Origin of the sequence: Burkholderia sp. Bp8992, assembly GCF_003853705.1 — a bacterium.
GTDB lineage: Bacteria > Pseudomonadota > Gammaproteobacteria > Burkholderiales > Burkholderiaceae > Burkholderia.
This window is the reverse complement of record NZ_QTQI01000001.1, coordinates 550,325-573,894: the sequence shown is the minus strand read 5'-3', so window position 1 is coordinate 573,894 and position 23,570 is coordinate 550,325. Positions and strand designations below refer to the sequence as shown.

21 protein-coding genes are annotated in these 23,570 nt (G+C 68.1%); 13 read left to right on the top strand and 8 right to left on the bottom strand.

Translation table 11 applies throughout. From position 1 onward, the window contains the following. Positions 1-155 precede the first annotated feature (155 nt). Positions 156-1,004, top strand: coding sequence for a sulfite exporter TauE/SafE family protein (locus DIE03_RS02545; protein WP_124447136.1), 849 nt, complete (start codon positions 156-158; stop codon positions 1,002-1,004). Positions 1,005-1,371: 367 nt separating this feature from the next. Here DIE03_RS02545 and DIE03_RS02540 read toward each other — a convergent pair whose 3' ends face one another. Next, positions 1,372-2,328: a LysR substrate-binding domain-containing protein gene (locus tag DIE03_RS02540; protein WP_185658089.1), complete on the bottom strand. Its 957-nt coding sequence runs from the start codon at positions 2,326-2,328 to the stop codon at positions 1,372-1,374. Between the two features lie 103 nt (positions 2,329-2,431). Here DIE03_RS02540 and DIE03_RS02535 point away from each other — a divergent pair, with 103 nt between their 5' ends. The 3 genes from DIE03_RS02535 to DIE03_RS02525 all read left to right on the top strand — a co-directional run bounded on the left by DIE03_RS02535 (position 2,432) and on the right by DIE03_RS02525 (position 4,637). After that, positions 2,432-3,751: a D-serine ammonia-lyase gene (locus DIE03_RS02535; protein ID WP_124447291.1), complete on the top strand. Its 1,320-nt coding sequence runs from the start codon at positions 2,432-2,434 to the stop codon at positions 3,749-3,751. 51 nt (positions 3,752-3,802) lie between these two features. After that, the gene (locus tag DIE03_RS02530) at positions 3,803-4,057 is read left to right on the top strand and encodes a hypothetical protein (RefSeq protein WP_027791787.1); all 255 of its coding nucleotides are present in this window, start codon (positions 3,803-3,805) and stop codon (positions 4,055-4,057) included. Positions 4,058-4,337: 280 nt separating this feature from the next. Further along, the gene (locus DIE03_RS02525; RefSeq protein ID WP_124447132.1) at positions 4,338-4,637 is read left to right on the top strand and encodes a DUF4148 domain-containing protein; all 300 of its coding nucleotides are present in this window, start codon (positions 4,338-4,340) and stop codon (positions 4,635-4,637) included. A 99-nt stretch (positions 4,638-4,736) separates the two neighbouring features. Here DIE03_RS02525 and DIE03_RS02520 read toward each other — a convergent pair whose 3' ends face one another. From DIE03_RS02520 to DIE03_RS02510, 3 genes are all read right to left on the bottom strand, one after another. Beyond that, positions 4,737-6,512, bottom strand: coding sequence for a GGDEF domain-containing protein (locus tag DIE03_RS02520; protein ID WP_124447130.1), 1,776 nt, complete (start codon positions 6,510-6,512; stop codon positions 4,737-4,739). Then, positions 6,509-7,639 (bottom strand): extracellular solute-binding protein, encoded by a 1,131-nt coding sequence (locus tag DIE03_RS02515; RefSeq protein WP_124447128.1) that lies wholly within the window; start codon positions 7,637-7,639, stop codon positions 6,509-6,511. Before DIE03_RS02515 ends, DIE03_RS02520 begins: the two co-directional genes overlap by 4 nt. A 160-nt stretch (positions 7,640-7,799) precedes the next feature. Beyond that, positions 7,800-8,522: a FadR/GntR family transcriptional regulator gene (locus DIE03_RS02510; RefSeq protein ID WP_124447126.1), complete on the bottom strand. Its 723-nt coding sequence runs from the start codon at positions 8,520-8,522 to the stop codon at positions 7,800-7,802. A gap of 267 nt (positions 8,523-8,789) precedes the next feature. Here DIE03_RS02510 and uxuA point away from each other — a divergent pair, with 267 nt between their 5' ends. The 6 genes from uxuA to DIE03_RS02480 all read left to right on the top strand — a co-directional run bounded on the left by uxuA (position 8,790) and on the right by DIE03_RS02480 (position 15,712). Then, on the top strand, positions 8,790-9,851 hold the full coding sequence (gene uxuA / locus DIE03_RS02505) for a mannonate dehydratase (protein WP_185658080.1): 1,062 nt from the start codon (positions 8,790-8,792) through the stop codon (positions 9,849-9,851). A gap of 71 nt (positions 9,852-9,922) precedes the next feature. Continuing rightward, on the top strand, positions 9,923-11,233 hold the full coding sequence (locus DIE03_RS02500; RefSeq protein WP_124447122.1) for an MFS transporter: 1,311 nt from the start codon (positions 9,923-9,925) through the stop codon (positions 11,231-11,233). A 131-nt stretch (positions 11,234-11,364) separates the two neighbouring features. Then, a complete protein-coding gene (locus tag DIE03_RS02495; protein WP_124447120.1) occupies positions 11,365-12,804 on the top strand; it encodes a PLP-dependent aminotransferase family protein in 1,440 nt (479 codons plus the stop codon). 92 nt (positions 12,805-12,896) lie between these two features. Then, positions 12,897-13,292 (top strand): hypothetical protein, encoded by a 396-nt coding sequence (locus DIE03_RS02490; RefSeq protein WP_124447118.1) that lies wholly within the window; start codon positions 12,897-12,899, stop codon positions 13,290-13,292. A gap of 201 nt (positions 13,293-13,493) precedes the next feature. Further along, on the top strand, positions 13,494-15,278 hold the full coding sequence (locus DIE03_RS02485) for a nitrite/sulfite reductase (protein ID WP_124447116.1): 1,785 nt from the start codon (positions 13,494-13,496) through the stop codon (positions 15,276-15,278). Next, on the top strand, positions 15,275-15,712 hold the full coding sequence (locus tag DIE03_RS02480) for a DUF934 domain-containing protein (protein WP_124447114.1): 438 nt from the start codon (positions 15,275-15,277) through the stop codon (positions 15,710-15,712). Before DIE03_RS02485 ends, DIE03_RS02480 begins: the two co-directional genes overlap by 4 nt. Positions 15,713-15,792: 80 nt before the next feature. Here DIE03_RS02480 and DIE03_RS02475 read toward each other — a convergent pair whose 3' ends face one another. The 4 genes from DIE03_RS02475 to DIE03_RS02455 all read right to left on the bottom strand — a co-directional run bounded on the left by DIE03_RS02475 (position 15,793) and on the right by DIE03_RS02455 (position 21,523). Then, the gene (locus tag DIE03_RS02475; RefSeq protein WP_124447112.1) at positions 15,793-17,073 is read right to left on the bottom strand and encodes a virulence factor family protein; all 1,281 of its coding nucleotides are present in this window, start codon (positions 17,071-17,073) and stop codon (positions 15,793-15,795) included. Then, complete coding sequence (mprF, locus tag DIE03_RS02470) at positions 17,070-19,664, bottom strand: bifunctional lysylphosphatidylglycerol flippase/synthetase MprF (protein WP_124447110.1); 2,595 nt, start codon at positions 19,662-19,664, stop codon at positions 17,070-17,072. Before mprF ends, DIE03_RS02475 begins: the two co-directional genes overlap by 4 nt. A gap of 427 nt (positions 19,665-20,091) precedes the next feature. Further along, the gene (locus DIE03_RS02460) at positions 20,092-20,532 is read right to left on the bottom strand and encodes a hypothetical protein (RefSeq protein ID WP_124447108.1); all 441 of its coding nucleotides are present in this window, start codon (positions 20,530-20,532) and stop codon (positions 20,092-20,094) included. Positions 20,533-20,608: 76 nt separating this feature from the next. Next, a complete protein-coding gene (locus DIE03_RS02455) occupies positions 20,609-21,523 on the bottom strand; it encodes a LysR family transcriptional regulator (RefSeq protein ID WP_124447107.1) in 915 nt (304 codons plus the stop codon). 106 nt (positions 21,524-21,629) lie between these two features. Here DIE03_RS02455 and DIE03_RS02450 point away from each other — a divergent pair, with 106 nt between their 5' ends. The 3 genes from DIE03_RS02450 (at position 21,630) to DIE03_RS02440 (ending at position 23,552) form a co-directional block, all read left to right on the top strand. Then, positions 21,630-22,073 (top strand): heme-binding protein, encoded by a 444-nt coding sequence (locus tag DIE03_RS02450; RefSeq protein WP_124447105.1) that lies wholly within the window; start codon positions 21,630-21,632, stop codon positions 22,071-22,073. Positions 22,074-22,077: 4 nt separating this feature from the next. Next, positions 22,078-22,854 carry an SDR family oxidoreductase gene (locus DIE03_RS02445; RefSeq protein ID WP_124447103.1) on the top strand — a complete coding sequence of 259 codons (777 nt, stop codon included), beginning with the start codon at positions 22,078-22,080 and terminating at the stop codon, positions 22,852-22,854. A 245-nt stretch (positions 22,855-23,099) separates the two neighbouring features. Further along, positions 23,100-23,552, top strand: coding sequence for a hypothetical protein (locus tag DIE03_RS02440; protein WP_124447101.1), 453 nt, complete (start codon positions 23,100-23,102; stop codon positions 23,550-23,552). Positions 23,553-23,570 lie beyond the last annotated feature (18 nt).

Below are 23,570 nucleotides of genomic sequence, written 5' to 3'. Positions count from 1 at the left end.
CGGAGCCGCGCGCCCGCCGGCCGCACACGAGGCGGTGCCATGCGATCGCATGACCGGTTCAAGCCAGACAAGAACGAATGCGTGCGAAACGCACGCGACCGCAACGGGTTCGACCGACAGCGCTCGCTGCCGGATCTGCCGCGACAGGCCGCTCCATGATTCATTTCAATCTGACTGAAGGTGTGCTGGTTTCCAGCCTGCAGGCGCTCACGGTGCTCGACCTGGCCGGCATCGCCATTGCGTTGCTGCTGGGCGGCATGGCCAAGGGCATCACCGGAATCGGCGTGCCGCTGATCGCGATGCCGATCCTCAGCCAGTTCCTGCCGATCCGGCACGCGGTGCTGCTGCTGTCGATGCCGATCATCCTCCGCAACATTCCGCAGGCGCTGGAAGGCGGCCAGGTGCTGGCGACGGCCCGGAAGATCGCCGCGCCGATCGCGGGCACCGTGATCGGCAATATCGTCGGCGTCGCGATCCTGCTGTCGCTCAATCCCGGCCATGCGCAGGCGGCATCCGGCGCACTGCTGATCGTGGCCGCGGCGCTGATGCTCGCCGCACCGAAACTCAACCTGCCGGAAGCATGGCAAAAGCCCGTCGGGTTCGCGCTCGGCTTCGGCGCGGCACTGATGGAAAGCATCGCGTCGGTTCCCGGGCCGCTGCTCGCGACCTACCTGATTTCGTCCGGCGCGACCGGGCGCGTGTTCACGAAGCAGATCGCGATCATCCTCGTGGTGTCGATCGTCACGCTGATCACGACGTTCAGCGGCGCCGCGCATGCAAGCGGCGCGGACCTGGCGATCTCGGCGGCAGCCAGCCTGCCGGCCCTCGCCGGCATGTGGCTGGTGCGCCCGCTGCGTGACAGGATGTCGCCGAAAATCTTCCGGATGGTCGTCCTGCTGTTCGTGCTCGTCGCGGCGTCGCAGATGATCTGGAAATCGGGCGTGTTCCAGCACGGCGGCCCGCACGCTGCGCAGATCGACGGCACACACGCAGCCGGAAAATAGCCGGCGGTGCGCCGTCACCGAGCACGCATGGGTTCTGAAAGCTGCAACGCGTAGTATGCGCGGACCCGGCGTAGCGCTCCGGCCGTCGACGCCGACGATACGCTGCCGACTTTACGGTTCGCGCACTGATGCCGACATCGGCGCTGCCACGTTTTCAGAGGCACGAAATGGAAACCTATGTGTTGCTGGGCTGCGGGCTCGGCCTTGGCCTGTTGATCGCGATCTGGGGCATCTGGTCGCTCAGGTGAGGCGACCGGCTCCGTCCGCGCGCAAGCCATCCGTATGGCGATGGATGGGAAACTGTAGTTTGCGGCCGTGCTTCGACCCTGTTGCTTCGCACTCCGATCCAGCCGTCCGGCAACAACGATCACGCAGATCGCGCCGTGTTCGACATCACGCGCGCCCAGGCTTCGCCGAAGCGCACGCACTCGGCCTTGAGCCAGCCCGAAAAGGCGGCGGTTCGAGGATCGTCCGGGTTGCGTGACAGCAGCACGTAGCGCGCCGGCGCACGCACGTGCACGCCGAACACATCGACCAGCCGCCCGCTCGCAATCTCGTCATGCACGAGCGCAGCGCGCCCCATCGCGACGCCTTGATGGTTCAACGCGGCCGTGATCGCCAGGCTGGAAAAGTTGAACTGAGGGCCGTCCAGATGCGCGATCCACGCTGGCCGGACGGCCTCCAGCCACGTACGCCACTCGACGAACTCGGGCGCGCCGGCCCACGGCGCGGCGTCGTGCAGCAACACGACGCCGTCCGGAGATTCCCCGCCGGCGAACGCAGGATGCCGGGCCAGATACGCCGGCGTGGCGACCGGAAACAGGGTTTCGTCGAGAACGGCTTCCGCATGCAGCCGGCCGTATTGCACCGGGTCGTAGCGCACGGCCACGTCGATGTCGCCGGTCTCCATCGCATGACGGTCCAGCACCTGGAATTCGGCCTGCACACGCACCGACACGTCGGGCTGCTGCCGGTGAAATTCGGTCAGGCGCGGCATCAGCCACTGCAACGCAAACGACGGCAGGCAACTGACTTGCAGCGGCGCATCCGACATGCCAAGCGTCTGGAGCGTGCGATGGATCTCGCCGAATGCGCTCGACATCGTCGCGAGCAGGGTCGCGCCCTTCTCCGTCAGCCTCAACCCGCGCGCCTGACGCACGAACAGCGGATAACCCAGCCGGTCCTCCAGATTCCGGATCTGCTGGCTCACGGCGCTTTGCGTCAGGTTGAACGCCTGCGCCGTCTTCGTGAAGCTCAACAGCCGGCCGGCCGTTTCAAAACAGAGCAGCGCACCGAGGATCGATCCGTCCAGTCGCATTTGTATAAGTCCAGCTAATGCATTGATTAGAAATCGGCGCTTTTGCGCAGTTGCGCGGAATCGTAGCATTTCAGCTCCGAATTTCGCTCAACGAACCCAAGGCCGATCCGTGACCGCTCCGCTTCAACCTGTCGATCTATTAGCCAGACTGCAATCCCGCCACCCGCTGCTGTGGCTGAACCCCGCTGCCGGCAGCCCGTTGCCGCACGGTGCGCCTTCGTTCGACGCCATCGCGGCGGCCGAAGCGCGGCTGGCGCGCTGCGAGCCGCTGATGGCCGAGCTGTTTCCGGAACTCGCGGCCACCGCGGGAAAAATCGAATCGCCGCTGATGCCGGCGGACGCGTTGCGGCGCGCGTTGCCGCACGCGGACGACGCGCACGGCGCCTGGTTCATCAAGCGCGACGACGCATTGCCGGTCGCCGGTTCGATCAAGGCGCGCGGCGGCTTTCATGAAGTGCTCGCGCTCGCCGAGTCGATCGCGATCGAACACGGGCTGCTCGCCCCCACGGGCGACCGGCGGATCCTCGCGTCGGCGGCCGCACGCGCGCTGTTCGCCACGCATACCGTTGTCGTGGGCAGCACCGGCAATCTCGGCTTGAGCATCGGCGTGATGGCCGCCGCGCTGGGGTTCGAGTCGGTCGTCCACATGTCGACCGATGCGAAACCGTGGAAGAAGGCGCGCCTGCGAAAACGCGGCGTCCGCGTGGTCGAGCATGACGGCGATTACGCGCAGGCCGTCGCAGCCGGGCGGGCGCAATCGCGCGGTCAACCGCGCTGCCACTTCGTCGACGACGAAGGCTCGCTGATGCTGTTCCTCGGCTACGCGGCGAGTGCCCGGCATCTCGCCGCGCAGCTTGCCGGATCGGGCCGCCGCGTGGATGCCGCGCATCCGCTCTTCGTCCATCTCCCGTGCGGGGTCGGAGGCGCACCGGGCGGCATCACGTATGGCCTCAAGGCGCTGTTCGGCGAACACGTGCATTGCTTTTTCGCCGAACCCGTCGCGGCGCCGTGCATGCTCGTCCAGCTCGCCGCCGGCGCAGGCCGGCCAGTGTCCGTCTACGACATCGGGCTCGACAACCGAACCGAGGCCGATGGCTTGGCCGTTGCGCAGGCGTCGCACCTGGTCAGCCCGTTGATGGCGTCGCAGTTGTCGGGCGTCTTCACGGTCAGCGACGCGCAGCTCTACGCGCAATTGCTCGCGGTTCGACGCGCGATGGGGATAGAACTGGAGCCGTCGGCCGCAGCCGCCGTCGGCGGGCCGGGCTGGCTGGCGCGGTCACCGGCCGGCAGCGACTACCTGCGGCGCCACGCGATCGACATGGGCGCGTCCACGCACGTCATCTGGGCAACCGGCGGCTCGCTCGTTCCGCCGAAAGAACACCGCCGCTTCCAGTCTCATGCGGAGGCGCTCGCCGGGCCCGGTGCATGACCTTCCGCCCGGCGCCCTGCCTCGTTCCCGAAGACCGGTTAGACTGTCCTGATGGAACAATGCCGTTATTGCCAGAGAATCCGCGATGAATGGGATTGCCACGGGGATGAATGCCGCCGGGCAATCGCCAAGGCGCTGCGCCGGCAGCGTGCGGGCCTGCCGATGGTGCCCGATCGCATCCGCAACGAACTGCCGTCCGGCGCGCCGACCCAGCAGGTGATCGCCGTGCTGTCGCGGCAGCGCCTGCGCGCGCGCCGCGGCAACGAGGAACGCCGGGAGCGCAAGGAAATCGACGACGACGTCTGATCCGGCTTCCCCGCCACCCGCCCGCTTCCGTCCCCGCTTCCCGCTACCGTCGGGAGCCCGCCCGTGCGCGCCATCCGCGCGGCGCGCCCACCACCGTTCCGTTGCAAATCCGGCAATACAGAATGGGGACGGAAGACATTTGCGGCGGAATTATTGCCTCTACAGCAACGATCTTTCGCTGAAACTCACGTTTACCCTAAGTCGACCGGCGCCTACGATGTAATCAACCGCTGACGACATGGTGTCGAACGCGGAAAGCCAACAAACATCGGAGGTCATCATGAAATCGCTCGTTTCCGCAGTCGTTGCCGCTGTTGCCCTGTCCGCCTCGTTCGGCGCATTCGCCCAAAGCACCGTGACCCGCGCCCAGGTGCGCAACGAACTCGTCCAGCTTGAAAACGCCGGCTACAAGCCCGGCCTGTCGAGCCCGTACTACCCGGCCGACATCCAGGCCGCCCAAGCCCGCGTGCGCGGTGCCGACAACACCGGCTACGGTGCACAACCGGCCGCAACCGTCGAAGGCGGCGCCCCGGTCGTGAAGCCGCAAAGCGCACACGACTCGGTCTACTTCGGCCACTAAGCCTGCCGCTCCGCGCACCTCGCGCGCGGTCCGGCCATGCAGCGAGCCCGTCCATGACGGGCTCGTCGCGTTTGTAGCGCATGCGTTGCCGGCGGATCGTCAGCGGCTGCCGCCCGATGCGACCCGGTCGCCTTCATCCGTCGCGACACCGCCGCGGACCAGATCCTGATAACGCACGCATGCACACTGCGCGGACGCCTTCGCCGCGTACATCGCCGCATCGGCCTTGACGAGCAGTTCCTCGGCCGACGCGCCGTCGGCCGGAAATTCGCTGACGCCGATGCTGGCGCCGACCGCCATACGCCGCTCGCCGAACTCCAGCTCCTCGGCCATCACGATCTGGATGCGCGACGCGACGTCGCCGATCACCGCCGGCGAACGCACGTCCACGATCAGCACGACGAATTCATCGCCGCCGAGCCGCGCGACCATGTCGCCGCTGCGCAGCACATGGCTCAGCCGCTTCGCGACCGCGACGAGCGTGCGGTCGCCGGCCGAGTGCCCGTGCTGGTCGTTGATCTGCTTGAAGCGGTCGAGATCGACGAACATCACGGCCAGCCCTTCGCGCACCGCCGCCGCATGCCGGATCGCCGCATCGAGATGCTCCATGAACAGCAGCCGGTTCGGCAACGCGGTCAGCGGGTCGTGGCCGGCGAGATGCGTGAGCTCCTGCTGCTTCGCACGCAGCATCGCGACCTGCGTGCGGATCTCGACCCGCATGCTGTCGAAACAGCGCGCGAGCACGCCGATCTCGTCGGCGCGCGCGATCGGCAGCCGCTCGACGGTCGAATCGTCGAACACGTGCGTCGCGGCACGCGCCAGCGTCTGCAACGGCCGCGTGATCGCACGCGCGAACAGGATCGCGAGAATCACCGCCAGCAGGCTCGACACGAGCACCATCCGAACGATCCGCTCGCCGAGCACGCCGGCCGGCGCGAGCACGTCCGCGAGCGGACGCGCCATGCCGAGCACGACGAAGCGGTTGCCCTCGTCGTGCCCGAACGGCGTGCGCGCGAACGCGAACATCTGGCCCGGCGCCTCGTCGGGCTGCGCGAGACCATTGAGCGTCACGTTCGCTCGCGCGTTGTCGAACAACGCGCGCGTGGCGGTGAAGCGATCCTGCATCAGCACGCGCCGGCCGCGATCGAAACCGAACGTCTGCGCAGGATCGGGATGCACGAGGAAGTCGCCCCATTCGTTCGCGAGATAGATCGCATAGTCTTCCGGCAGGTCGCGCTCGAGCCGGTCGAACACGCGCGACAGCTCGACGTCGACGACGAGCGCGCCGACCGTGCGGCCCGACGTGTCGACGACGGGCGTGCCCACGCGCAGGATCGGCAGCCCTTCGGCCGCGTGCGACCCCGTCTCGTGGTTGATCACGATCGGCGACAGGTAGATATGGCCGGGCGCCGTCGCGAGCGTATCGAATACGTAGGAAAACTGCCCTTTCTCCTGGAATGCGCTTTCGGGCAGCACGACGATGCCGCGCGCATCGCGATAGACACGAATGCGTTCGATCCCGAAATGCCCGCTCGCGATCAGCCGGATCTGCAGGTATTCCGGATGATTTCTCATGAAGCTGTGATAGACCTGCTCGAGTCGCGTGCGTCGCGCGATGTCCGGATTGTCGCCGCCGGCCACGAACGCGGACGACGGCAACTGCGCGAGCACGAGCGCATCGTCGGCAACGTCCGACAGCACGGTCGTGAAGCGCTGCCCGAGCAGTTGCGTCGACATCAGCAGGCTATGCTGCGCTTCCTGCACGAGCATCGCGCGGTTGGCGCGATACGCGTAGTAGCCGGTCGTGCCGGACGCGATCACGCCGATGCAGGCGAACAGCACGGACAGCTTCGACGTGAGCCCGAGCCGGATCATTTTCCGAACCGCTCCGGCCGGTCGCCCGACACGATGCGGCTCCACAACGATTCGCGGCGCGCGATGTCCTCGACCGGCTGGAGCCACACGAGATGCTGGTGCCCGGTGTCGAGGCCCGAGCGCGGCTCGAGCGTATTCGCGAGCCCCTGGCGCTCGGTCAGCAGCGCGCCGATCGCCGGTTCGAGCATGTAGTTGATCCATGCGAATGCAAGCTCGGGGCGTTGCGCGCCGCGCGTGACGGCCCAACAGTCGAGCCACGCGAGCGCGCCTTCTTCCGGGATCACGTAGCCGACGTCCGCGCCCGCACGCCGCAGCAGCTCGACCTGCTGCGTGCCGTAGTTGCCGAACATCAGCGCCGCGCGATGCTGGACGAACAGCGCGGTCGCCTCTTCGGGAAGCGTGTAGTACGTCAGCAGGTTGCGGCGCAGGTCGATCAGCTTGCGCGCGACTGCGAGCGTCTGCGCGGACGACAGCCGAAACGGATCGGAATAGCCGAGCGCGAGCGCGGTGAACGAGAAATTGTGCTGCGCGCTGTTGAAGTCGAGCACCTTGCCGCGATAGCGCGGATTCCACAGCTCGCGCATCGAGCGCGGCGCCGCCGGTACCTGCTTGCGGTCGTAGATCAGCCCCATCGACGAATACGTGAACGGGATCGCGTAGGTCGCGCCGTCCTGCATGAGCCCGCCGATCGCCGCGAGCTGCTGGAAGTTCGGCAACTGCCGCCGCCGGTTCGGGATGCGCGAGAGGTCGATCGGCGCAAGCAGCCGTTCGTGTGCATAGCGCTGGATCTCGGCCGTGTTCGCGGCCAGCACGTCGTACGCCGGCGGCGACGCGCTGTGCATGCGCGACCACAACGCTTCGTCGGAATCGACGAACGTCACTTCGACGTGCGCGTGGAACTGCGTCTCGAACGCGCTGACGACGTCGCCGTCGGCATAGCCGGGCCATGCGAGCACGCGCAGCACGTTGTCGTTGACGGTTTCGGGAGAGGCGGCGAAAGCCGGCAGGACGGGCGCCAGCAAGCCGATTGTCAGTATGACGAGCTGCCTGCGCACGGCTCCGCGGGCACGCATGCGCGCACCGATTCCCCTGATCAATCGGACCCCGTATGAATCGCCCGGCTGCATTCGACTGTCCTTTTTCGAGTCGATGCGATATCCCGCAACGAGACCATAAATCGTACGGTCGCGCAATCGGAAGAAGCCGCACGCGGCATGCAGGGTCGCCGGCACCGGCGGATGAATGCGGCAAGTTGCACCGGCCCGCTTCGGGCCGCGACAACGAACGTCAGCGCCAGGCCTGCGTGAACTCGGCGATCACGCGCGACAGGTGCGCACGCATCGCGTCGCGCGCGCCGGTTGCGTCACGCGCCATGATCGCCGCGAAGATTCGCTGGTGATCCTCCTGCGACGCCTCGCGCAGCGCGGTCGAGTGGAAATGCTCCTCGATCTTGTCCCACAGCGGATCGCTGCGCGCGCAGTCCCACATCGCCGTGACCATGTGCAGCAGCACCGTGTTGCCGGTCGACTCGGCAATCCGCAGATGAAACTGGCGATCGGCCGCGTCGTACGCGGCCTTGTCGTCCATCTGCTCGCGCATCGTCGTCAGCGAGAAGAACAGGCGGTCGAGATCGGCGTCCTTGCGTTCGGTCGCCGCGAGCGCCGCGACTTCCGCCTCGATCAGCCCGCGCGCGCGCAGCGTCTCGATCGGCCCCGGGCCGCGCGGTACCTCGAACGTGACCGGCCGCGCGGCATCGGCCGCCGACACGTAGATGCCCGAGCCGATCCGCACTTCGACGATCCCCTGCACCTCGAGCGCGATGATCGCCTCGCGCACCTGCGTGCGGCTGACGCCGAACTGGTCGGCCAGGCTGCGCTCCGACGGCAGTCGCGCGCCGGCCTCGAACGCGCCGGCGGCCACCATCGCGTGAATCTGCCGCGCCAGGCCGATATAGGAGCGGTCCGCGGCGTCGGTGTCGCGGCTGGCGGGCAGGCTGGAAAGATCGGTCATCGAAAGGCTCGCAACGGGCTGGCTGGTGCCTTCGCGGCACCGGATCGCCAAAATGGTACACCAATTTCGGCCCATCTCCGATTCGTCCTGTCGGCCAATCCTGACGGGCAGTCACCGACGCGTCATGTCTCCTGCACGGGAACCGGTCAACTGGTAAACCACTATCCCGCACAACTGGCATACCAATCATAATCCGAACACCGACGACGGGCCGGCACGCTGCCGCCCGGTCGTCCGCGCATGAACCGCCAGCCAGGAGCCGCTCCAGTGAAGATGTCTTTCCGTTGGTACGGCGAGTCCGATCCGGTCTCGCTGCAATACATCCGCCAGATCCCGGGCGTCACGCATATCGTGTCCGCGATCTACGACGAACCGGTGGGCGAAGTCTGGCCCGTGCACAAGATCGATGCGCTGAAGGCGACGATCGAGCGCGCCGGCCTGCAGTTCGAAGTCGTCGAATCGGTGCCCGTGCACGAGGACATCAAGCTCGGCAAGCCGGACCGCGACCGCCTGATCGACCATTACCGGCAGACGATCCGCCATCTCGGCGCGGCCGGCATCCGCGTCGTCTGCTACAACTTCATGCCCGTGTTCGACTGGACGCGCACCGAGCTGTCGAAGACGCTCGACGATGGCTCGACCTGCCTGGCGTTCAGCACCGACGCGGTCGACCGGATCGATCCGAACGACGGCATCGCACTGCCCGGCTGGGATTCGAGCTACCGGCCCGAACAGCTGCAGGCGCTGCTCGCCGACTATCGCGACGTCGACGAAGCCGCGCTGTGGGCCAACCTCGAGTACTTCCTGAAGGCGATCATCCCCGTCGCCGAGGAAGCCGGCGTGAAGATGGCGATCCACCCGGACGACCCGCCGCGCCCGATCTTCGGGCTGCCGCGCATCGTGAAGAACCGCGACGATCTCGCGCGGATCCTGCGCATCGTCGATACGCCCGCGAACGGGCTGACGCTGTGTTCGGGCTCGCTCGGCGCGGGTCCGCAGAACGACGTCGAAGCACTGGTACGCGAGTTCGGCGCGATGGGCCGCATCCACTTCGCGCACATCCGCAACGTGAAGGTCGACGCGAACGGCGATTTCGAGGAAACCGCGCACCTGTCGAGCTGCGGCTCGCTCGACATCGCCGCGATCGTGAAGGCGTACCACGACACCGGCTTCACCGGCTACGTGCGCCCCGACCACGGCCGCATGATCTGGGGCGAAACGGGCAAGCCCGGCTACGGCCTGTACGACCGCGCGCTCGGCGCGGTCTACCTGAACGGCCTGTGGGAAGCACTCGCGAAGTTCGACACCACCGCGCACGCGTCACGCTGATCCGCCCATCGAGGCGGCCGGCGCTGCGGATCGCCGGCCGCCCGTCACGACATTCCGCACGGAGACACCGCATGCCACGCATCCGATGGGCCATGATCCTGATGTGCTTCCTGGCCAACGTCATCAACTTCATCGACCGCGCGAACCTCGCGATCGCGGCGCCCAGCATCCGCGCCGACCTCGGCCTCGACGCGGTCGGCATGGGGCTCGTGCTGAGCGCGTTCTTCTGGACCTATGCGTTCCTGCAATTGCCGGCCGGCTGGTTCATCGACAAGGTCGGCGTGCGCGTGAGCCTCGCGCTGGCCGTCGGCTGGTGGTCGGTGTTCACCGTCGCGACGGGCGCCGCGCGCGGCCTCGCGCAACTCGTCGGCGTGCGGCTGATGCTCGGCGTCGGCGAAGCAGCCGCGATCCCGTCGTTCGCGAAGGTCGCGTTCAACTGGTTTCCGCGCAGCGAACGCGGGCTCGCGAGCAGCATCTTCGACAGCGGCTCGCGCGTCGGCTCCGCGCTGTCGCTGCCGCTCGTCGCGTGGCTGATCTCGATCGTCGGCTGGCGCGGGTCGTTCGTGATCACGGGCGGCATCGGCATCGTGTGGGCACTCGCGTGGTGGTTCGTCTATCGCGACCCGGAACGCTACCGCGCGATCGCACCCGATGCCGTCGATGCGCTGCTCGCGCAACGCGGCGCACCGGCCGTTGCGGCCGCAACCGATGGCCCGAAGGTGTCGTGGCTCGACCTGTTCCGCTACCGCACCGTGTGGGGAATGATGATCGGCCTGTTCTGCCTGAACTTCGCGATCTACTTCTTCATCACGTGGTTCCCGAGCTACCTGCTGCAGTCGCGCGGCTTCTCGCTCGCGTCGCTCGGCACGTGGGGCATGCTGCCCGCGCTGCTCGCGATTCCCGGCGGCTGGCTCGGCGGCTACGTGTCGGACAGCCTGTTCCGCCGCGGCTGGAGCGCCACCGCTGCGCGCAAGACCTGCCTCGTGCTCGGGATGCTGCTGTCGTCGTCGATCGCGCTGTCGGCGTTCGTCGAAAACGTATGGGCGTGCCTCGCGCTGTTCGCACTCGCGTATGCGAGCCTGTCGTTCGCGGGCGCCAACGTGTGGACGCTCGTCGGCGAAATCGCGCCGACGCCCGCGCACGTCGCGTCGATCGGCGGCATCCAGAACTTCGCGGGCAATCTCGCGGGGATCTTCATCACGACCTTCACGGGCGTGATGCTGTCGATCACGAAAGGCTCGTTCGCGGTGCCGCTCGCGGTGGCCGGTGCACTGTGCGTGGTGGGCGCGCTGTCGTACCTGTTCATCGTCGGCAAGGTCGAGCCGCTGCCGCCGCTGCGTGGCGGTGCGAACGGGCGGAATGCGGCGCCGAACGCGGCCTGACGCTTCGGGAACGCGCGGCCGCCGGCCCCCGCGCTTTCCTTTTCGGGCCGCCCGTCGGACAATGTCCCGCGCCTCGCCCGCGCGGCGCCGCTCCGGCCCGCGCGTGGAGACGGCGCGCTCCGCCCACGCCGATGAAACGCTACGAAACCCTCGCCCACACGATCGCCGAAGAAATCCGCAACGGCAACCTCGCGGTCGGCACGCGCCTGCCGTCGCTGCGGCAGATCATCGCGCAACACGGCGTGAGCCAGTCCACGGTGTTTCGCGCGTATTACCTGCTCGAACAGTGGGGGTTGATCCGCGCACGCGAACGCTCGGGCTACTACGTCGCGCCGGGCGCCAGGCCGGAGCCGGAGCCGGGGCCCGCCGCAAAGCGCCGCGCGAGCCGCGCCGGCGCCACGCGCAAGGTCGACATCAGCAGCCTCGTGTTCTCCGTTCTCGATGCCGCCACGCAGCCCGGCATCGTGCCGCTCGGCTCCGCATTTCCCGCGCCTCAACTGTTTCCGCTGCCGCGGCTGGCGAAGTCGCTCGCGCAGGCTACGCGGCTCGTGAGCCCGTGGAGCACGGTCGTCGACCTGCCGCCCGGCAACGAGGCGCTGCGCCAGCAGATCGCGCGACGCTATCTCGCCACCGGCATCTCGCAGCCGATCGACGAGATCGTCGTCACGAACGGCGCGCTCGAAGCGCTGAACCTGTGCCTGATGGCCGTCACGCGGCCCGGCGACGTCGTCGCGGTCGAAGCGCCCGGCTTCTATGCCGCACTGCAGGCAATCGAACGGCTCGACCTGCGCGCGGTCGAGATTCCCGTCGATCCGCGCACGGGCCTCGATCTCGATGCGCTTGCAAACGCACTCGACCGGCACGACATCCGCGCGTGCTGGTTCATGACCAATTTCCAGAATCCGACCGGCGTCACGCTGTCCGCCGACAAGAAACGTGCGCTCGTCGAGCTGCTCGCGGCGCGCGAGGTGCCGCTGATCGAGGACGACGTGTACGGCGAGCTGCATTTCGGCCCCGACTATCCGCTGCCCGCACGTGCGTTCGATCGACACGGCCTCGTGATGCACTGCAGTTCGTTCTCCAAGACGCTTGCGCCCGGCTACCGGATCGGCTGGGCCGCCGCCGGCCGCTTCGCCGAGAAGGTGCAGCGGCTCAAGCTGATGACGACGCTGTCGGCGAGCATTCCCGCCCAGGCCGGCATCGCGAACTATCTCGAGCACGGCGGCTACGACCGCCATCTGCGCAAGCTGCGCGGCGCGTTGCACGCGCAGCTCGACCGGATGGACGACGCGCTGCGGCGCTGGCTGCCGCCCGGCGTCGAATGGGTGCGGCCCGACGGCGGCTACTTCCTGTGGCTCGCGTTTCCCGACGCGATCGACGCGATGGAACTGCATCGCCAGGCGATCGCACGCGGGATCAGCTTCGCGCCAGGGCCGCTGTTTTCGGCAGCGCACGGCTTCGAGCGCTGCGTGCGCGTGAACTTCGGCCATCCGTGGAGCCGCGACATCGAGCGCGCGATCCGCGTGCTCGGCGAGCTGGTCGCGCAGCCGTCGGTCCGCAAGGGCGGTTGAATCTCACCCGGCGCGCACCGCCTGCGTCACGGTGATGCGCGCAATCCGCACGCGGGTTACAGTGCTGATCCCGCCGCCCTTCACGATTGCCCATGAGTCAACTGCCCTACCTCGATCACGACGCGCTGTTGAAACTGACTGCTGAAGCCGCGCACATCACGCAGTCGTGCATCTGCACGAAAACGCCGCTCGCCGGATGGACGACCCTGCCACTGTCGCTGCAGGACGCGCAACTGACCGAAGTCGCCACGCTCGCGCCGCCCGACGAGACGGAGCCGACCTACGCCGAACATCACCCGGCCGGCACGCACTACGCGTCGGACGACGCACCGATCGCACTGCGCCATTTCCCGTACAACCGCTGCACCGTCAACCGCTGCCGCTCGTGCGGGCGCCTGTTCCTGCGCTACCAGGAAGGCGGCGGTTACTTCATCGACCAGCGCATCCGCACGCTCGATCCGGCGCTCGTCATCGACGCCGCCGTATAAACGCCCGCCCCGGGCATGCCCGCACGCATGCCCGGCCCACGTCGGCGTCACGCCGGCCATCTGCTGCGCCCTTTTCGTCCCCATCTGCTGCTTGTCCCGCCGCACCGCGTTCCCTACGCTGTCTCCGGTTGCCTGACACCCGTCGCAACGTCTGTCCCGAGCCGCGCGCTCCGCGCCACGGCTCCTCTCGCGTATCACGTCATGTACCGATATACCGATTTCGACCGGGCGCTCGTGCACAGCCGCGCCGCCCAGTTCCGCGACCAGCTCGAGCGCTGGCAGCACGGCACGCTCAGCGAAGACGCGTTCCGGCCGCTGCGGCTGCAGAACGGCTGGTATGTGCAGCGCCACGCGCCGATGCTGCGCGTCGCCGTGCCGTACGGCGAACTGTCGAGCGCGCAGCTTCGCGTGCTCGCGCGGATCGCGCGCGACTACGACGTGCCCGACGACGCCACCTACCGCGCCGCGCGCGACGCACAGGCGCTGCTCGGCACATTGCGCCTGCCGACCCGCAGCGCGCACTTCACGACGCGCACCAACGTGCAGTTCAACTGGATTCCGCTCGCGAAAGCGGCCGACGTGATGGACCTGCTCGCGACCGTCGACATGCACGGCATCCAGACGAGCGGCAACTGCATCCGCAATATTTCGTGCGACGAGCGCGCGGGCGTCGCGCCGGACGAAATCGCCGATCCGCGCCCGTTCGCCGAAGTGATGCGCCAGTGGACGACGCTGCACCCCGAATTCGCGTTCCTGCCGCGCAAGTTCAAGATCGCGATCACCGGTGCCACCGAAGACCGCGCGGCGACCGACTGGCACGACGTCGGGTTGCGGCTCGTGCGCAACGACGCAGGCGAACTCGGCTTTCGCGTCAGTGTCGGCGGCGGGATGGGCCGCACGCCGATGATCGCTACGCTGCTGCGCGCGTTCCTGCCGTGGCAGCACGCGATGAACTACATCGAGGCGATCGTCCGCGTGTACAACCGCTACGGGCGCCGCGACAACAAGTACAAGGCGCGCATCAAGATCCTCGTGAAGACCGAGGGGCAGCGCTATATCGACGACGTCGAGGAAGAGTTCCGCCAGATCGTCGACCTCGACGGCGGCCCGCACACGATCCCGCAGGCTGAGTTCGACCGCATCGCCGCGTCGTTCGTCCCGCCACGGCTCAAGCCGCGCACGCTCGACATGTCCGATGCGGATGCGCGCGTGTCCGCGCAGGCGGCCCGCCATCCGGCATTCACACGCTGGCTCGCGCGCAACGTCGCCGAACATCGCGATCCGGCGCTGCGCATCGTCACGCTGTCGTTCAAGCGCCGCCTGCAGGCCCCCGGCGACGCATCGCCGGACCAGCTCGACGCGCTCGCCGATCTCGCCGACCGCTTCTCGGCCGGCGAGGCGCGCGTCACGCACACGCAGAACGTCGTGCTGCCGTGGGTGCACGTCGACGACCTGTTCCTGCTGTGGGAGAACGCCCGTGCGATCGGGCTCGCGAGCGCGAACGTCGGGCTGCTGACTGACATGATCGCGTGCCCGGGCGGCGATTTCTGCGCGCTCGCGAACGCGCGCTCGATCCCGATCGCCGACGCGATCACCGAGCGTTTCCAGGATCTCGACCTGCTGCACGACATCGGCGACATCGACCTGCACATCAGCGGCTGCATCAATTCGTGCGGGCATCATCACAGCGGCCACCTCGGCATCCTCGGCGTCGACAAGGACGGCGCGGAGTGGTACCAGGTCACGCTCGGCGGGTCGGACGGCTCGGCCGCGAGCGGCCCCGCGCGGCCGGGCAAGGTCATCGGCCCGTCATTCGCGGCTGACGAGATCGTCGATGTCGTCGACGCGATCGTCAATGCATACCTCGACGCGCGGATCGATACGAACGGCCGCAGCGAACGATTCATCGACACGGTGCGCCGCATCGGCGCGGAACCCTTCAAGGCCGCCGCGAACGACGCGCGCCACTCGGCGGAGCACGCATGAACCAGGAAACGTCCAACGCACACGCACGCATCCGCCTGCTGACGCCGGCCGAACACGCCGGCGACACGCCGCTGCACGACGACACGACGCTGATGATCGGCAACGACGAAGAATTGCCGCCGCTCGCGTCTCGGATCGCTCGTGCCGCGCGCATCGACCTGCAGTTTCCGTCGTTCACCGACGGCCGCGCGTACAGCCAGGCGTACCTGCTGCGCAAGCGCTACGGTTTCACGGGTGACCTGCGCGCGACCGGCGAAGTGCTGGTCGACCAGTTGCTGCTGATGGAACGCACGGGGTTCTCGAGCGCCGTGCTCGGCGACGATACCGACATCGTGGCCGCACGGCGACAACTCGACCGGTTTCCGGGTTTCTATCAACGCGATGCGAGAACGGTCACGCCGCCGCAGAACGCGGCAGCGCCGGCCGGAAAATGAAACGGGCGGCACGCTGGCCGCCCGTACGAAGCACCGGAAGCAATCCGGCCGGTGCCCGCCGCTGACGCGGGCGCCGGCGTTCAGCGTGCCGCCACCGGCTTGCCGAACGCGCCGAGGATCTTCTTCTCGAGCGCGATGTAGTCGCGGCCGAAGTGGTGATCGCCCTGCGTCTTGATCACGTCGGCGCCCGTGTTCGCGAGCGCCGGGCACATCGTGTCCTTCTCTTCCGCGCCATAGAAGCACTGCACGAGCGGCGGCGGCACCTTCGCGATTTCAGGCGCGACCTTCAGCGCATTCTCGCTCGCCGGCATGCCGAGCCAGCCCGTCACGCGGATCTGGAAATCGGCGGCCGGCGCGAAGCCGAGCAGCGACATCACCACGACCTTGTCACGCAGGTCGGCCGGCAGCCGGTTGTACGCGAACGGCATCACGTCCGCGCCGAACGAGTAGCCGACCAGCGCCACGCGGCTCGCATGCCAGCGCGCCGTGTACGTGCGCATCACGCGTGCGAGATCGTGGCTCACCTGCGCAGGCGGCTTCTCGCTCCAGAAATAGCGCAGGCTGTCGATGCCGACCACCGACACGCCGTCGCGCTGCAGCGCCTCGGCGATCGTCTTGTCGAGATCGCGCCAGCCGCCGTCGCCCGAGATCACGATCGCCAGCCGGTCGCTGCCGCCCTTGGCCGGCAGCTCGACGAGCGGCAGGTCCGACACGTCGAGTTCGGCATTGCTGCTGGTGTCACGCAGGTGCGCCGTCACGAGCGGCACGAGCTTCGTGTTGTCGCCCGCGGCCGCCGTTTCGACGAAGCCCGGCATCGCGCGGCGCACGATCGTCGGATCGGGCGGGCACGGCTTGAAGCGCGGATCGAGCTTCGCGGCCGGGCCGACCGATACGACGCCGGCGATCGTGTTCTCCGGCGCCATCGACAGGATCTGCTTCGCGATCGCACCGCCCTGGCCCACGCCCGCGACGATCGGCGTGAAGTAGCGCGACGACTGCGCGAGACGTTCGAGCTGGTGGCTGACCGCCTCGGCGTCGCCGTCGAGGTGGTGGCAGGTCTCCTGCTTCGCCGCGAGATTCATCGCGTAACGCTCGGAATCGACGCCGACCGTCATCGCCCCGGCTTTCGCCAGCGCATCGGCCGCCTGCTGATCGGCGGCATTCCAGCCGGCCTCGCGCGAGAACAGCACGACGAATCCGCGCAGCGGCCCGCTCGGCCGGGTCACGGTGACGGGCCCATAGCGGCCGCCCGACACGGTTTCGGCTTTCACGGCGGCCGGCTGCGTGGCGCACGCGGCGCCGGCCAGCATCATTCCCGCGCAGGCGGCTGCCGCCCGCGCGATTCCCTTCTTCAAACTCATGAGCGCCGACCTCCAGCCAGCAATGACAGATCCGCGAGCGTGACGAACACGCCGACCGTGCCCGAGGCTGCGAGGTAACGCGGCTCCCAGTGCGGTTCGAACTTGCTCTTGAATGCGCGCAAGCCGCGGAAGTTGTAGAAGCGGCCGCCGAAGCGCCAGACCATCAGCCCGATCCGGTGCAACGGCGACGGCATCTTCGCCGCCCCCATCCCCGAGAACGGCGCGATACCCAGGCTCAGCTTGCGGAAACCCGCTTCCTTCAGATGCAGCGCGAGCTGCGTAAACAGATACTCCATCGCGTACGGCGACGCGTCCGGCAGATGGCGCATCACGCCGACCGTCGCCTCGGTATTGAGGTCGGTCGTCATGAACGTGACGAACGCGATCGGCTTGTCGGCCTGGCGCACGAGCATCACCGACTGCGTCGCGAGATAGCCGTCGTGGAACGCGGCCACCGAGAAGCTCTTCTCCCGTGCATCGCGGCTGTCGAGCCAGCCGTCCGAGATGTCGCGCAGCGCCGGCAGCGCGGCCGGCACGTCGCCCGGCGCGATCACCTCGACCGTCAGCGCGTCCTTGTCGCCGCGGCGCAGCGCGTAGCGCAGGTGCGACCGGTTCGAACCCTTCAGGTCGAACTGGTCGAGCGCGATATGCGCTTCCTCGCCGAGCTTCATCAGCGTGAGGCCCGCGTCGAGATACAGCGGCAGCGCATTCGCCCGCACCTGGTAGAACGCCGCGCGGCCGCTGTGCGCGTGCGCGAGCGCGATGAACTTGCTGATCAGCGCCGGCCACTCCTCGCGCGGCCCGACCGGGTCATGCAGTGCGGCCCACGTGCGGCCGTTCTTCGCGTACATCAGGAACGCCTGGCGCGATTCCGAGAACAGGAACGACTTGTCGCCCATCAGCGCGAGGCCCGCATCGCTGCACTCCTGCGCGCGAATGATCCGTTCGGCGTCGAACAGGTCCTGCGGCACGGGCTTCACGAAGCGGCCGGGCGCCGGACGCAGCAATTGCCACAGCGCGAACAGTGCGACGAACACGCCGGATGCGAGCGTCGCGCGCAGCGCCCGCGGCGCGCGCGCATCGAACGAGAAATGCGACCACAGTTCGCGCGTGTACGGCACATCGCGGAACGCGAAGAACAGCACCCATACGGCCAGTATCAGCACCATCGTTACCGACACGAACCAGCTCACCGTGAAGCGCTCCGCGAGCAGCGACGAATGGCGGTTGAAACGGCGGCGGCTGACGAGCAGCAGCACGAGCAGCGTGCCGAGCACGCCGGCCTCGACGAACGCGAGGCCCTTCGCGAGCGACAGCGCGAGGCTCGCGAGCGTCAACGCGAAGGTCATCCACCACGCGCCGTCGAGCCGCCGCAGCAGCCCGCGCGCGACGAACAGCAGCGCGACGCCGAGCACGCTGCAGATCACCTGCGAGCCTTCGAGCACCCACAACGGCACGATATGGCGCAGGATCGCGATCCGGTGCCAGAACGCGGGCGTCGCGCTCGAGATCACCAGCATCCCGCCGACCGCGAACGTCACGAGGCTCAGGAACACCGGTGCGAGCTGCGACACGCGCACGGCCTGCCGCGTGACGAGCCGGCGCCGCAGCGCGCGGCCCTCGAAGCCGGCCAGCAGGCCGGCCGACAGCACGAGCGGCACGCCGAAATAGATCGCGCGATAGGCGATCAGCGCGGCGACCATCGCGTGCGCGGGCACTTCGCGGCCGAGCGTGAACACCATCGCGGCTTCGAACACGCCGATCCCGCCCGGCGTATGGCCGATCATCCCGAGCAGCAGCGCGGCCGCGTAGACGGTGATGAAGGTCGGAAAGCCGACCGGTGCGGCCGGCAGCAGCACCCACAGCGTCAGGCCCGCGGCGACGACGTCGAGCACCGCGTAGACGACCTGCGCGACGAGATCGCGCCGCGCGGGCACGTCGAACGACAGCCACTTGAAGCGCGTGACGACCGGGCGCGCGGTGTTGCCGCACATCACGACCATCGCGGCCAATACCACGAGCAGCGCGGCGCCGCCCCACGTGAGCACGCCGGGCGCGACGTGCAGCATCGCGGCGAGCGCCTCGGGCACGCAGACCATGCCGACCGCCGTCATCAGCACCATCGCCAGCGCCAGCGTACCGCTCGTGAACACCGTCATCCGGCCGATCTGTGCGGGCGTGACGCCCGACACGCCGTACACGCGGGCGCGAACCGCGCCGCCCGTCAGCGCGCCGAAGCCGGTTGCGTTGCCGAGCGCGGAACCGGCGATCGCGCCGATCCACAACGCGACGCGCGGCACCTTCGCGGCGACATAGCGCAGCCCGACCGCGTCACGGGCGACGAGTGCGAGATAGCTGAGGGCCGTCGCGGCCAGCGATGCGCCCCACTCGCCGACGGACATGTGACGCAACTCGCGGATCACCGACCGGTAGTCGACGGATTCCGACAGATGCTGGAAGACCACGATCAGCAGCAGGCCGATACCGAGCGCGAGCAGCGGCGACAGCACGCGCTCGTTGCGGATCAACGCCCGGGCACGGGCGATCACCGCCGCGGCACGGCCGGGCGAACCTGAGTGGCGGGAAGACATAAGTTGTTCAGTGGTGGTGCATAGCGTGTCGCGGCGCAAGAGAGCCAGGCGGCGACGAATCTGGTTGTTCTGCGTGGGCGGCCGGCCGAAAGGCAAGGCTGGCAGCGCCTGGATCAGAACTTTCAAGTATACGGAATTTATATTACAGAATCTTTCACGTCGGCTTTGTGCCGATTTGTGGTTTCTCGCACATCAAAAACGCATAAAGAAACAGCGTCCAACGAACGCAAGGTGCGCATCATACCGGGAACCGCGGCGGTTTTTTCATCAGATGAATGACTTGCGATGCATTTGGGAGAAATCTGCCGGACGACGCCCGGCGTGCGAGGATGAACACGGGTTGGCGCGGGGTGTTTCGGGAATGGGGACGGGTTGATCCGGGGCGCCCGCCCGCGCACTTCATCAGTGCAGAGACACTCGGCTCGCCTCACTTCCCCCGCTCACGCTCTCCCAACGCGATCGCCTTGTAGTCGTACGTCGGATAGAACTCCGTTCTGTAAGCCCCCCACGCCGTATCCTCGAGCACGCGATTGACTTCGCGCAGCCGCGACGCCGGCAGCCGCAGCACGACGATCTGCCCGATCCCCATCGTCACGGTCCAGCTCACCACTTCGACGCCCGGCGGCGGAAACGCCTTGTAGAACCCCTGCTTCGCGAGTTGCGCATTCAGCTCGGCAAGCGGGCGCGACTGGTCGTGTTTCAGGAAAACCGTCAGCAATATTGCGTTGTCTGGCGTCGCAGCCGCCGAGCCGGCCGGCAAGGTCGACGTCTGGGTCTGGCCGATGGCTGGTGCGCTGCAGATCGCGGCGCCGGCCAGCGCCGCGGCAATCACAAGGGTTCGAATCGGGAAATGCGGGGATGCCGTCATGACGCGACTCCATGGCTTCGTGGCTGGAGCCGCCATCATGCACCGCCAGCGCCATCGCTGCAGCCGGCCGATGCGATTACGGCGCGTCCGCGCCGTCGCGCTCGCGCAGCACGTCGATGAACGCGCGCAGCTTGGCCGGCACGTGTTTGCGATTCACGTAGTAAAGCCACATCGGCGGCAGCGTCCGGCACGCACCGGGCAGCACCTCGACGAGCGTGCCGTCGCGCAGGTCCTGCTCGATCCGCTCGCGTACGAACGCGAACGCGATGCCGACACCGGCGCGCGCCGCGTCGATCACCGCATCGTCGTCGTTCGTCACGAACACGCCGTCCGGATCGAGATCGACGTCGCGTCGCCCGTCGTGCAGCAGCCATTTGTGCAGGCGTCCGCTCTCCGAAAACCGGAAACGGATGCACGCATGCCGCGCGAGCGCGGCGATCGACTCGGGCGTGCCGTGCCGCGCAAGATAGGCCGGAGACGCGACCAGCGCACACGTCAGCGCAGGCGCGATCCGAACGCCGATCATGCCCGGCTGCAATCGGTCGGCCAGGCGAATCCCCGCGTCGAAGCCATCCTTTGCGATGTCGACGAGCTCGTTCTCGTAGCGAATTTCGAGCCGGACTTTCGGATAGCGCTCGCGGAACGTGGCGAGCACCGGCGCGATCACGAGCAAGCGCGCGAGCGGCAGCGCGGTCACGCGCAGCAGCCCGTTCGGCTCGCTGCGCGCATCCTTCAGTTCGTCGCGTGCCTGCCTGACCTGCCGGTACGCGGGTTCGGTCTGCCGCCAGTAGCGCTGGCCGGCTTCCGTGAGGCTCACGCCGCGCGTGCTGCGGTTGAACAGCTTCACGTTGAGTTCGCCCTCGAGTTGCCCGATCGCCAGGCTGACGGCCGCCGGCGTCAGGCCGAGCGCGGCGGCGGCGCGCGTGAAGTTGCCGGCCGTCGCGACGGTCATGAACACGTGCAGCCCGGCCATTGGATCGCGTCTGCTCATCGTCCGTCCATCATTAAAAAAACTTGAAACTGCTTCGAGCGGAATGCGGATTCTCCCATATACCGCAACTGCCTACACTGGCGCTGTCGTCCCCTCGGAGCCTCACATGAACCCGCTCACCGCTGCATGCCCCGTGCCGCTCGCCGTCGCCCACAGCACGATCGACGCGGCGCTCGCGCATGCCGCATCGCTGCAGGTGGCCGGCGTCGCGATCGCCGTCGTCGATGCCGGCGCGAACCTGCTCGCGTTCGTGCGCACCGACGACTGTTTTCTCGGCGCGATCGATCTCGCGCAGCGCAAGGCGCTGACGGCCGTCCGCTTTCGCGCGTCGACCGGCGCGCTCGGCGCGATGTCGGGCGACGGTCCGCTGCGCGGCATCGAACACAGTCACGGCGGGCTCGTCACGTTCGGCGGCGGCGAGCCGCTCGTCGACGGCGACGGGCGCTGCGTCGGCGCGATCGGCATCTCGGGCGGCAGCGTCGACGAAGACACCGCGATCGCGCAGCACTGCCGCGACCTTTTTCAGGCAACCCTTCACTCCACAAGGTAAGCAGATGACACGGAAACGCATCCTCATCACCGGCGCGGGCACGGGCTTCGGCCGCGAAGTCGCGCTGCGCCTCGCCGAGCGCGGCCACGACGTGACGGCCGGCGTACGCACCGTCGTCGAGATCGACGCACTGACGGACGCCGCCGCGCAGCGCGGCACCGCGTTGCGCGCGGTGAAGCTCGACGTCACGTCGGCCTACGATCGCGCCCGCGCCGCCGAACTCGACATCGACGTGCTCGTGAACAACGCGGGCGTCGGCGAAGCCGGCGCGCTCGTCGACCTGCCGGTCGAGATCGTCCGCGAGTTGTTCGACGTGAACGTGTTCGGGCCGCTCGAACTCACGCAGCAGATCGCACGCGGGATGCTCGCGCGCAAGCACGGCAAGATCGTGTTCGTGTCGTCGATCGCCGGGTTGATCACGGGGCCGTTCACCGGCGCGTACTGCGCGTCGAAGCACGCGGTCGAATCGGTGGCCGAGGCGATGCACGCGGAACTGGCGCCGCACGGGATCAAGGTCGCGGTCGTGAACCCGGGCCCGTACCGCACGGGCTTCAACGACCGGATGATGGAAACGGCACGGCGTTGGCACGACCCGTCCGTCCATACCGTGACGCCCGAGCGGCTGACGTTCCCGCTCGAACAGCACGATCCGGAGGAAATGATCGCGAAGATGGTCGACGTGATCGACCGCGACGGCGGCGCGTTCCGCAACCTGCTGCCGGCCTCGTCGGAAGCGTTCGTGCGCGCCGAGCAGGCGCGTGCGTGGGAGCGGCAGCAGTAACCGGCCGGCGAAGCGGCGGACAACCGTCCGCCGCATACGTGGAAAATGCGCGCCGTCCTCCGGGGAAGAGAACAGCTCCGCACCCTGCTCGCGCCCGCTTGAAGAAACGGCGCGCGCCGGCTGCGAAACGAACCGGCCGGCGCCCGCGCCTGTGCTACGCTGCGACGATCGATTCCCGCCTGCGGCCGCTACGCCGCCAGCCGAGTGCAAGCGGCATGCCCGCCGCCGCGAAGGACAACGCCAGAATGAAAATGACTTCGCTGAAGAAGATGCCGATTTTCAGCGGCGATGCGCCGGAAACGGTCCGGATAGCCGTCACGCTGCTGACGGGCGCGTGGTGCATCTTCGCGTACCGGGTCGCCGTGTTCGAGTCGGAGATCGTCCCAGCCCTGCTCGGCCGCTTCTCGCGCGACGCGTTCGGCACCAGGCTCGTCCAGATGCTCGCGACGATGTTCATCGCGCTCGCCGTCGTCCTCGCGCTGCTCGTCGTGCAGATCGCGCGCCGGAAGAACTGGGCGCGCATCACGATGATCGGGCTGGTCGTCGCCACGCTGGCCATGATGGCATTCGCGGCCGCCCACCGACCGTCCGATTTCCTGAGCACCGTCTACTGTCTTTTCGTGCTGGCGACCTTGCTGTTGCTGTCGCGCTCGAGCCGGCAGTGGTTCGGCCGCCCGCAACCGGACGATCAGGCGTAACCCGCCCGGCGCGCGTCG

What these genes read in the sequence shown, in the direction of transcription:
- DIE03_RS02460 (WP_124447108.1), bottom strand. Translation starts at nt 20,532, where the DNA reads ATGACGGCATCCCCGCATTTCCCGATTCGAACCCTTGTGATTGCCGCG.
- DIE03_RS02490 (WP_124447118.1), top strand. Translation starts at nt 12,897, where the DNA reads ATGAGTCAACTGCCCTACCTCGATCACGACGCGCTGTTGAAACTGACT.
- DIE03_RS02480 (WP_124447114.1), top strand. Translation starts at nt 15,275, where the DNA reads ATGAACCAGGAAACGTCCAACGCACACGCACGCATCCGCCTGCTGACG.
- DIE03_RS02500 (WP_124447122.1), top strand. Translation starts at nt 9,923, where the DNA reads ATGCCACGCATCCGATGGGCCATGATCCTGATGTGCTTCCTGGCCAAC.
- mprF (WP_124447110.1), bottom strand. Translation starts at nt 19,664, where the DNA reads ATGTCTTCCCGCCACTCAGGTTCGCCCGGCCGTGCCGCGGCGGTGATC.
- DIE03_RS02545 (WP_124447136.1), top strand. Translation starts at nt 156, where the DNA reads ATGATTCATTTCAATCTGACTGAAGGTGTGCTGGTTTCCAGCCTGCAG.
- DIE03_RS02520 (WP_124447130.1), bottom strand. Translation starts at nt 6,512, where the DNA reads ATGATCCGGCTCGGGCTCACGTCGAAGCTGTCCGTGCTGTTCGCCTGC.
- DIE03_RS02440 (WP_124447101.1), top strand. Translation starts at nt 23,100, where the DNA reads ATGAAAATGACTTCGCTGAAGAAGATGCCGATTTTCAGCGGCGATGCG.
- DIE03_RS02455 (WP_124447107.1), bottom strand. Translation starts at nt 21,523, where the DNA reads ATGAGCAGACGCGATCCAATGGCCGGGCTGCACGTGTTCATGACCGTC.
- DIE03_RS02525 (WP_124447132.1), top strand. Translation starts at nt 4,338, where the DNA reads ATGAAATCGCTCGTTTCCGCAGTCGTTGCCGCTGTTGCCCTGTCCGCC.
- DIE03_RS02530 (WP_027791787.1), top strand. Translation starts at nt 3,803, where the DNA reads ATGGAACAATGCCGTTATTGCCAGAGAATCCGCGATGAATGGGATTGC.
- DIE03_RS02485 (WP_124447116.1), top strand. Translation starts at nt 13,494, where the DNA reads ATGTACCGATATACCGATTTCGACCGGGCGCTCGTGCACAGCCGCGCC.
- DIE03_RS02475 (WP_124447112.1), bottom strand. Translation starts at nt 17,073, where the DNA reads ATGAGTTTGAAGAAGGGAATCGCGCGGGCGGCAGCCGCCTGCGCGGGA.
- DIE03_RS02510 (WP_124447126.1), bottom strand. Translation starts at nt 8,522, where the DNA reads ATGACCGATCTTTCCAGCCTGCCCGCCAGCCGCGACACCGACGCCGCG.
- DIE03_RS02495 (WP_124447120.1), top strand. Translation starts at nt 11,365, where the DNA reads ATGAAACGCTACGAAACCCTCGCCCACACGATCGCCGAAGAAATCCGC.
- DIE03_RS02445 (WP_124447103.1), top strand. Translation starts at nt 22,078, where the DNA reads ATGACACGGAAACGCATCCTCATCACCGGCGCGGGCACGGGCTTCGGC.
- DIE03_RS02515 (WP_124447128.1), bottom strand. Translation starts at nt 7,639, where the DNA reads ATGCAGCCGGGCGATTCATACGGGGTCCGATTGATCAGGGGAATCGGT.
- DIE03_RS02450 (WP_124447105.1), top strand. Translation starts at nt 21,630, where the DNA reads ATGAACCCGCTCACCGCTGCATGCCCCGTGCCGCTCGCCGTCGCCCAC.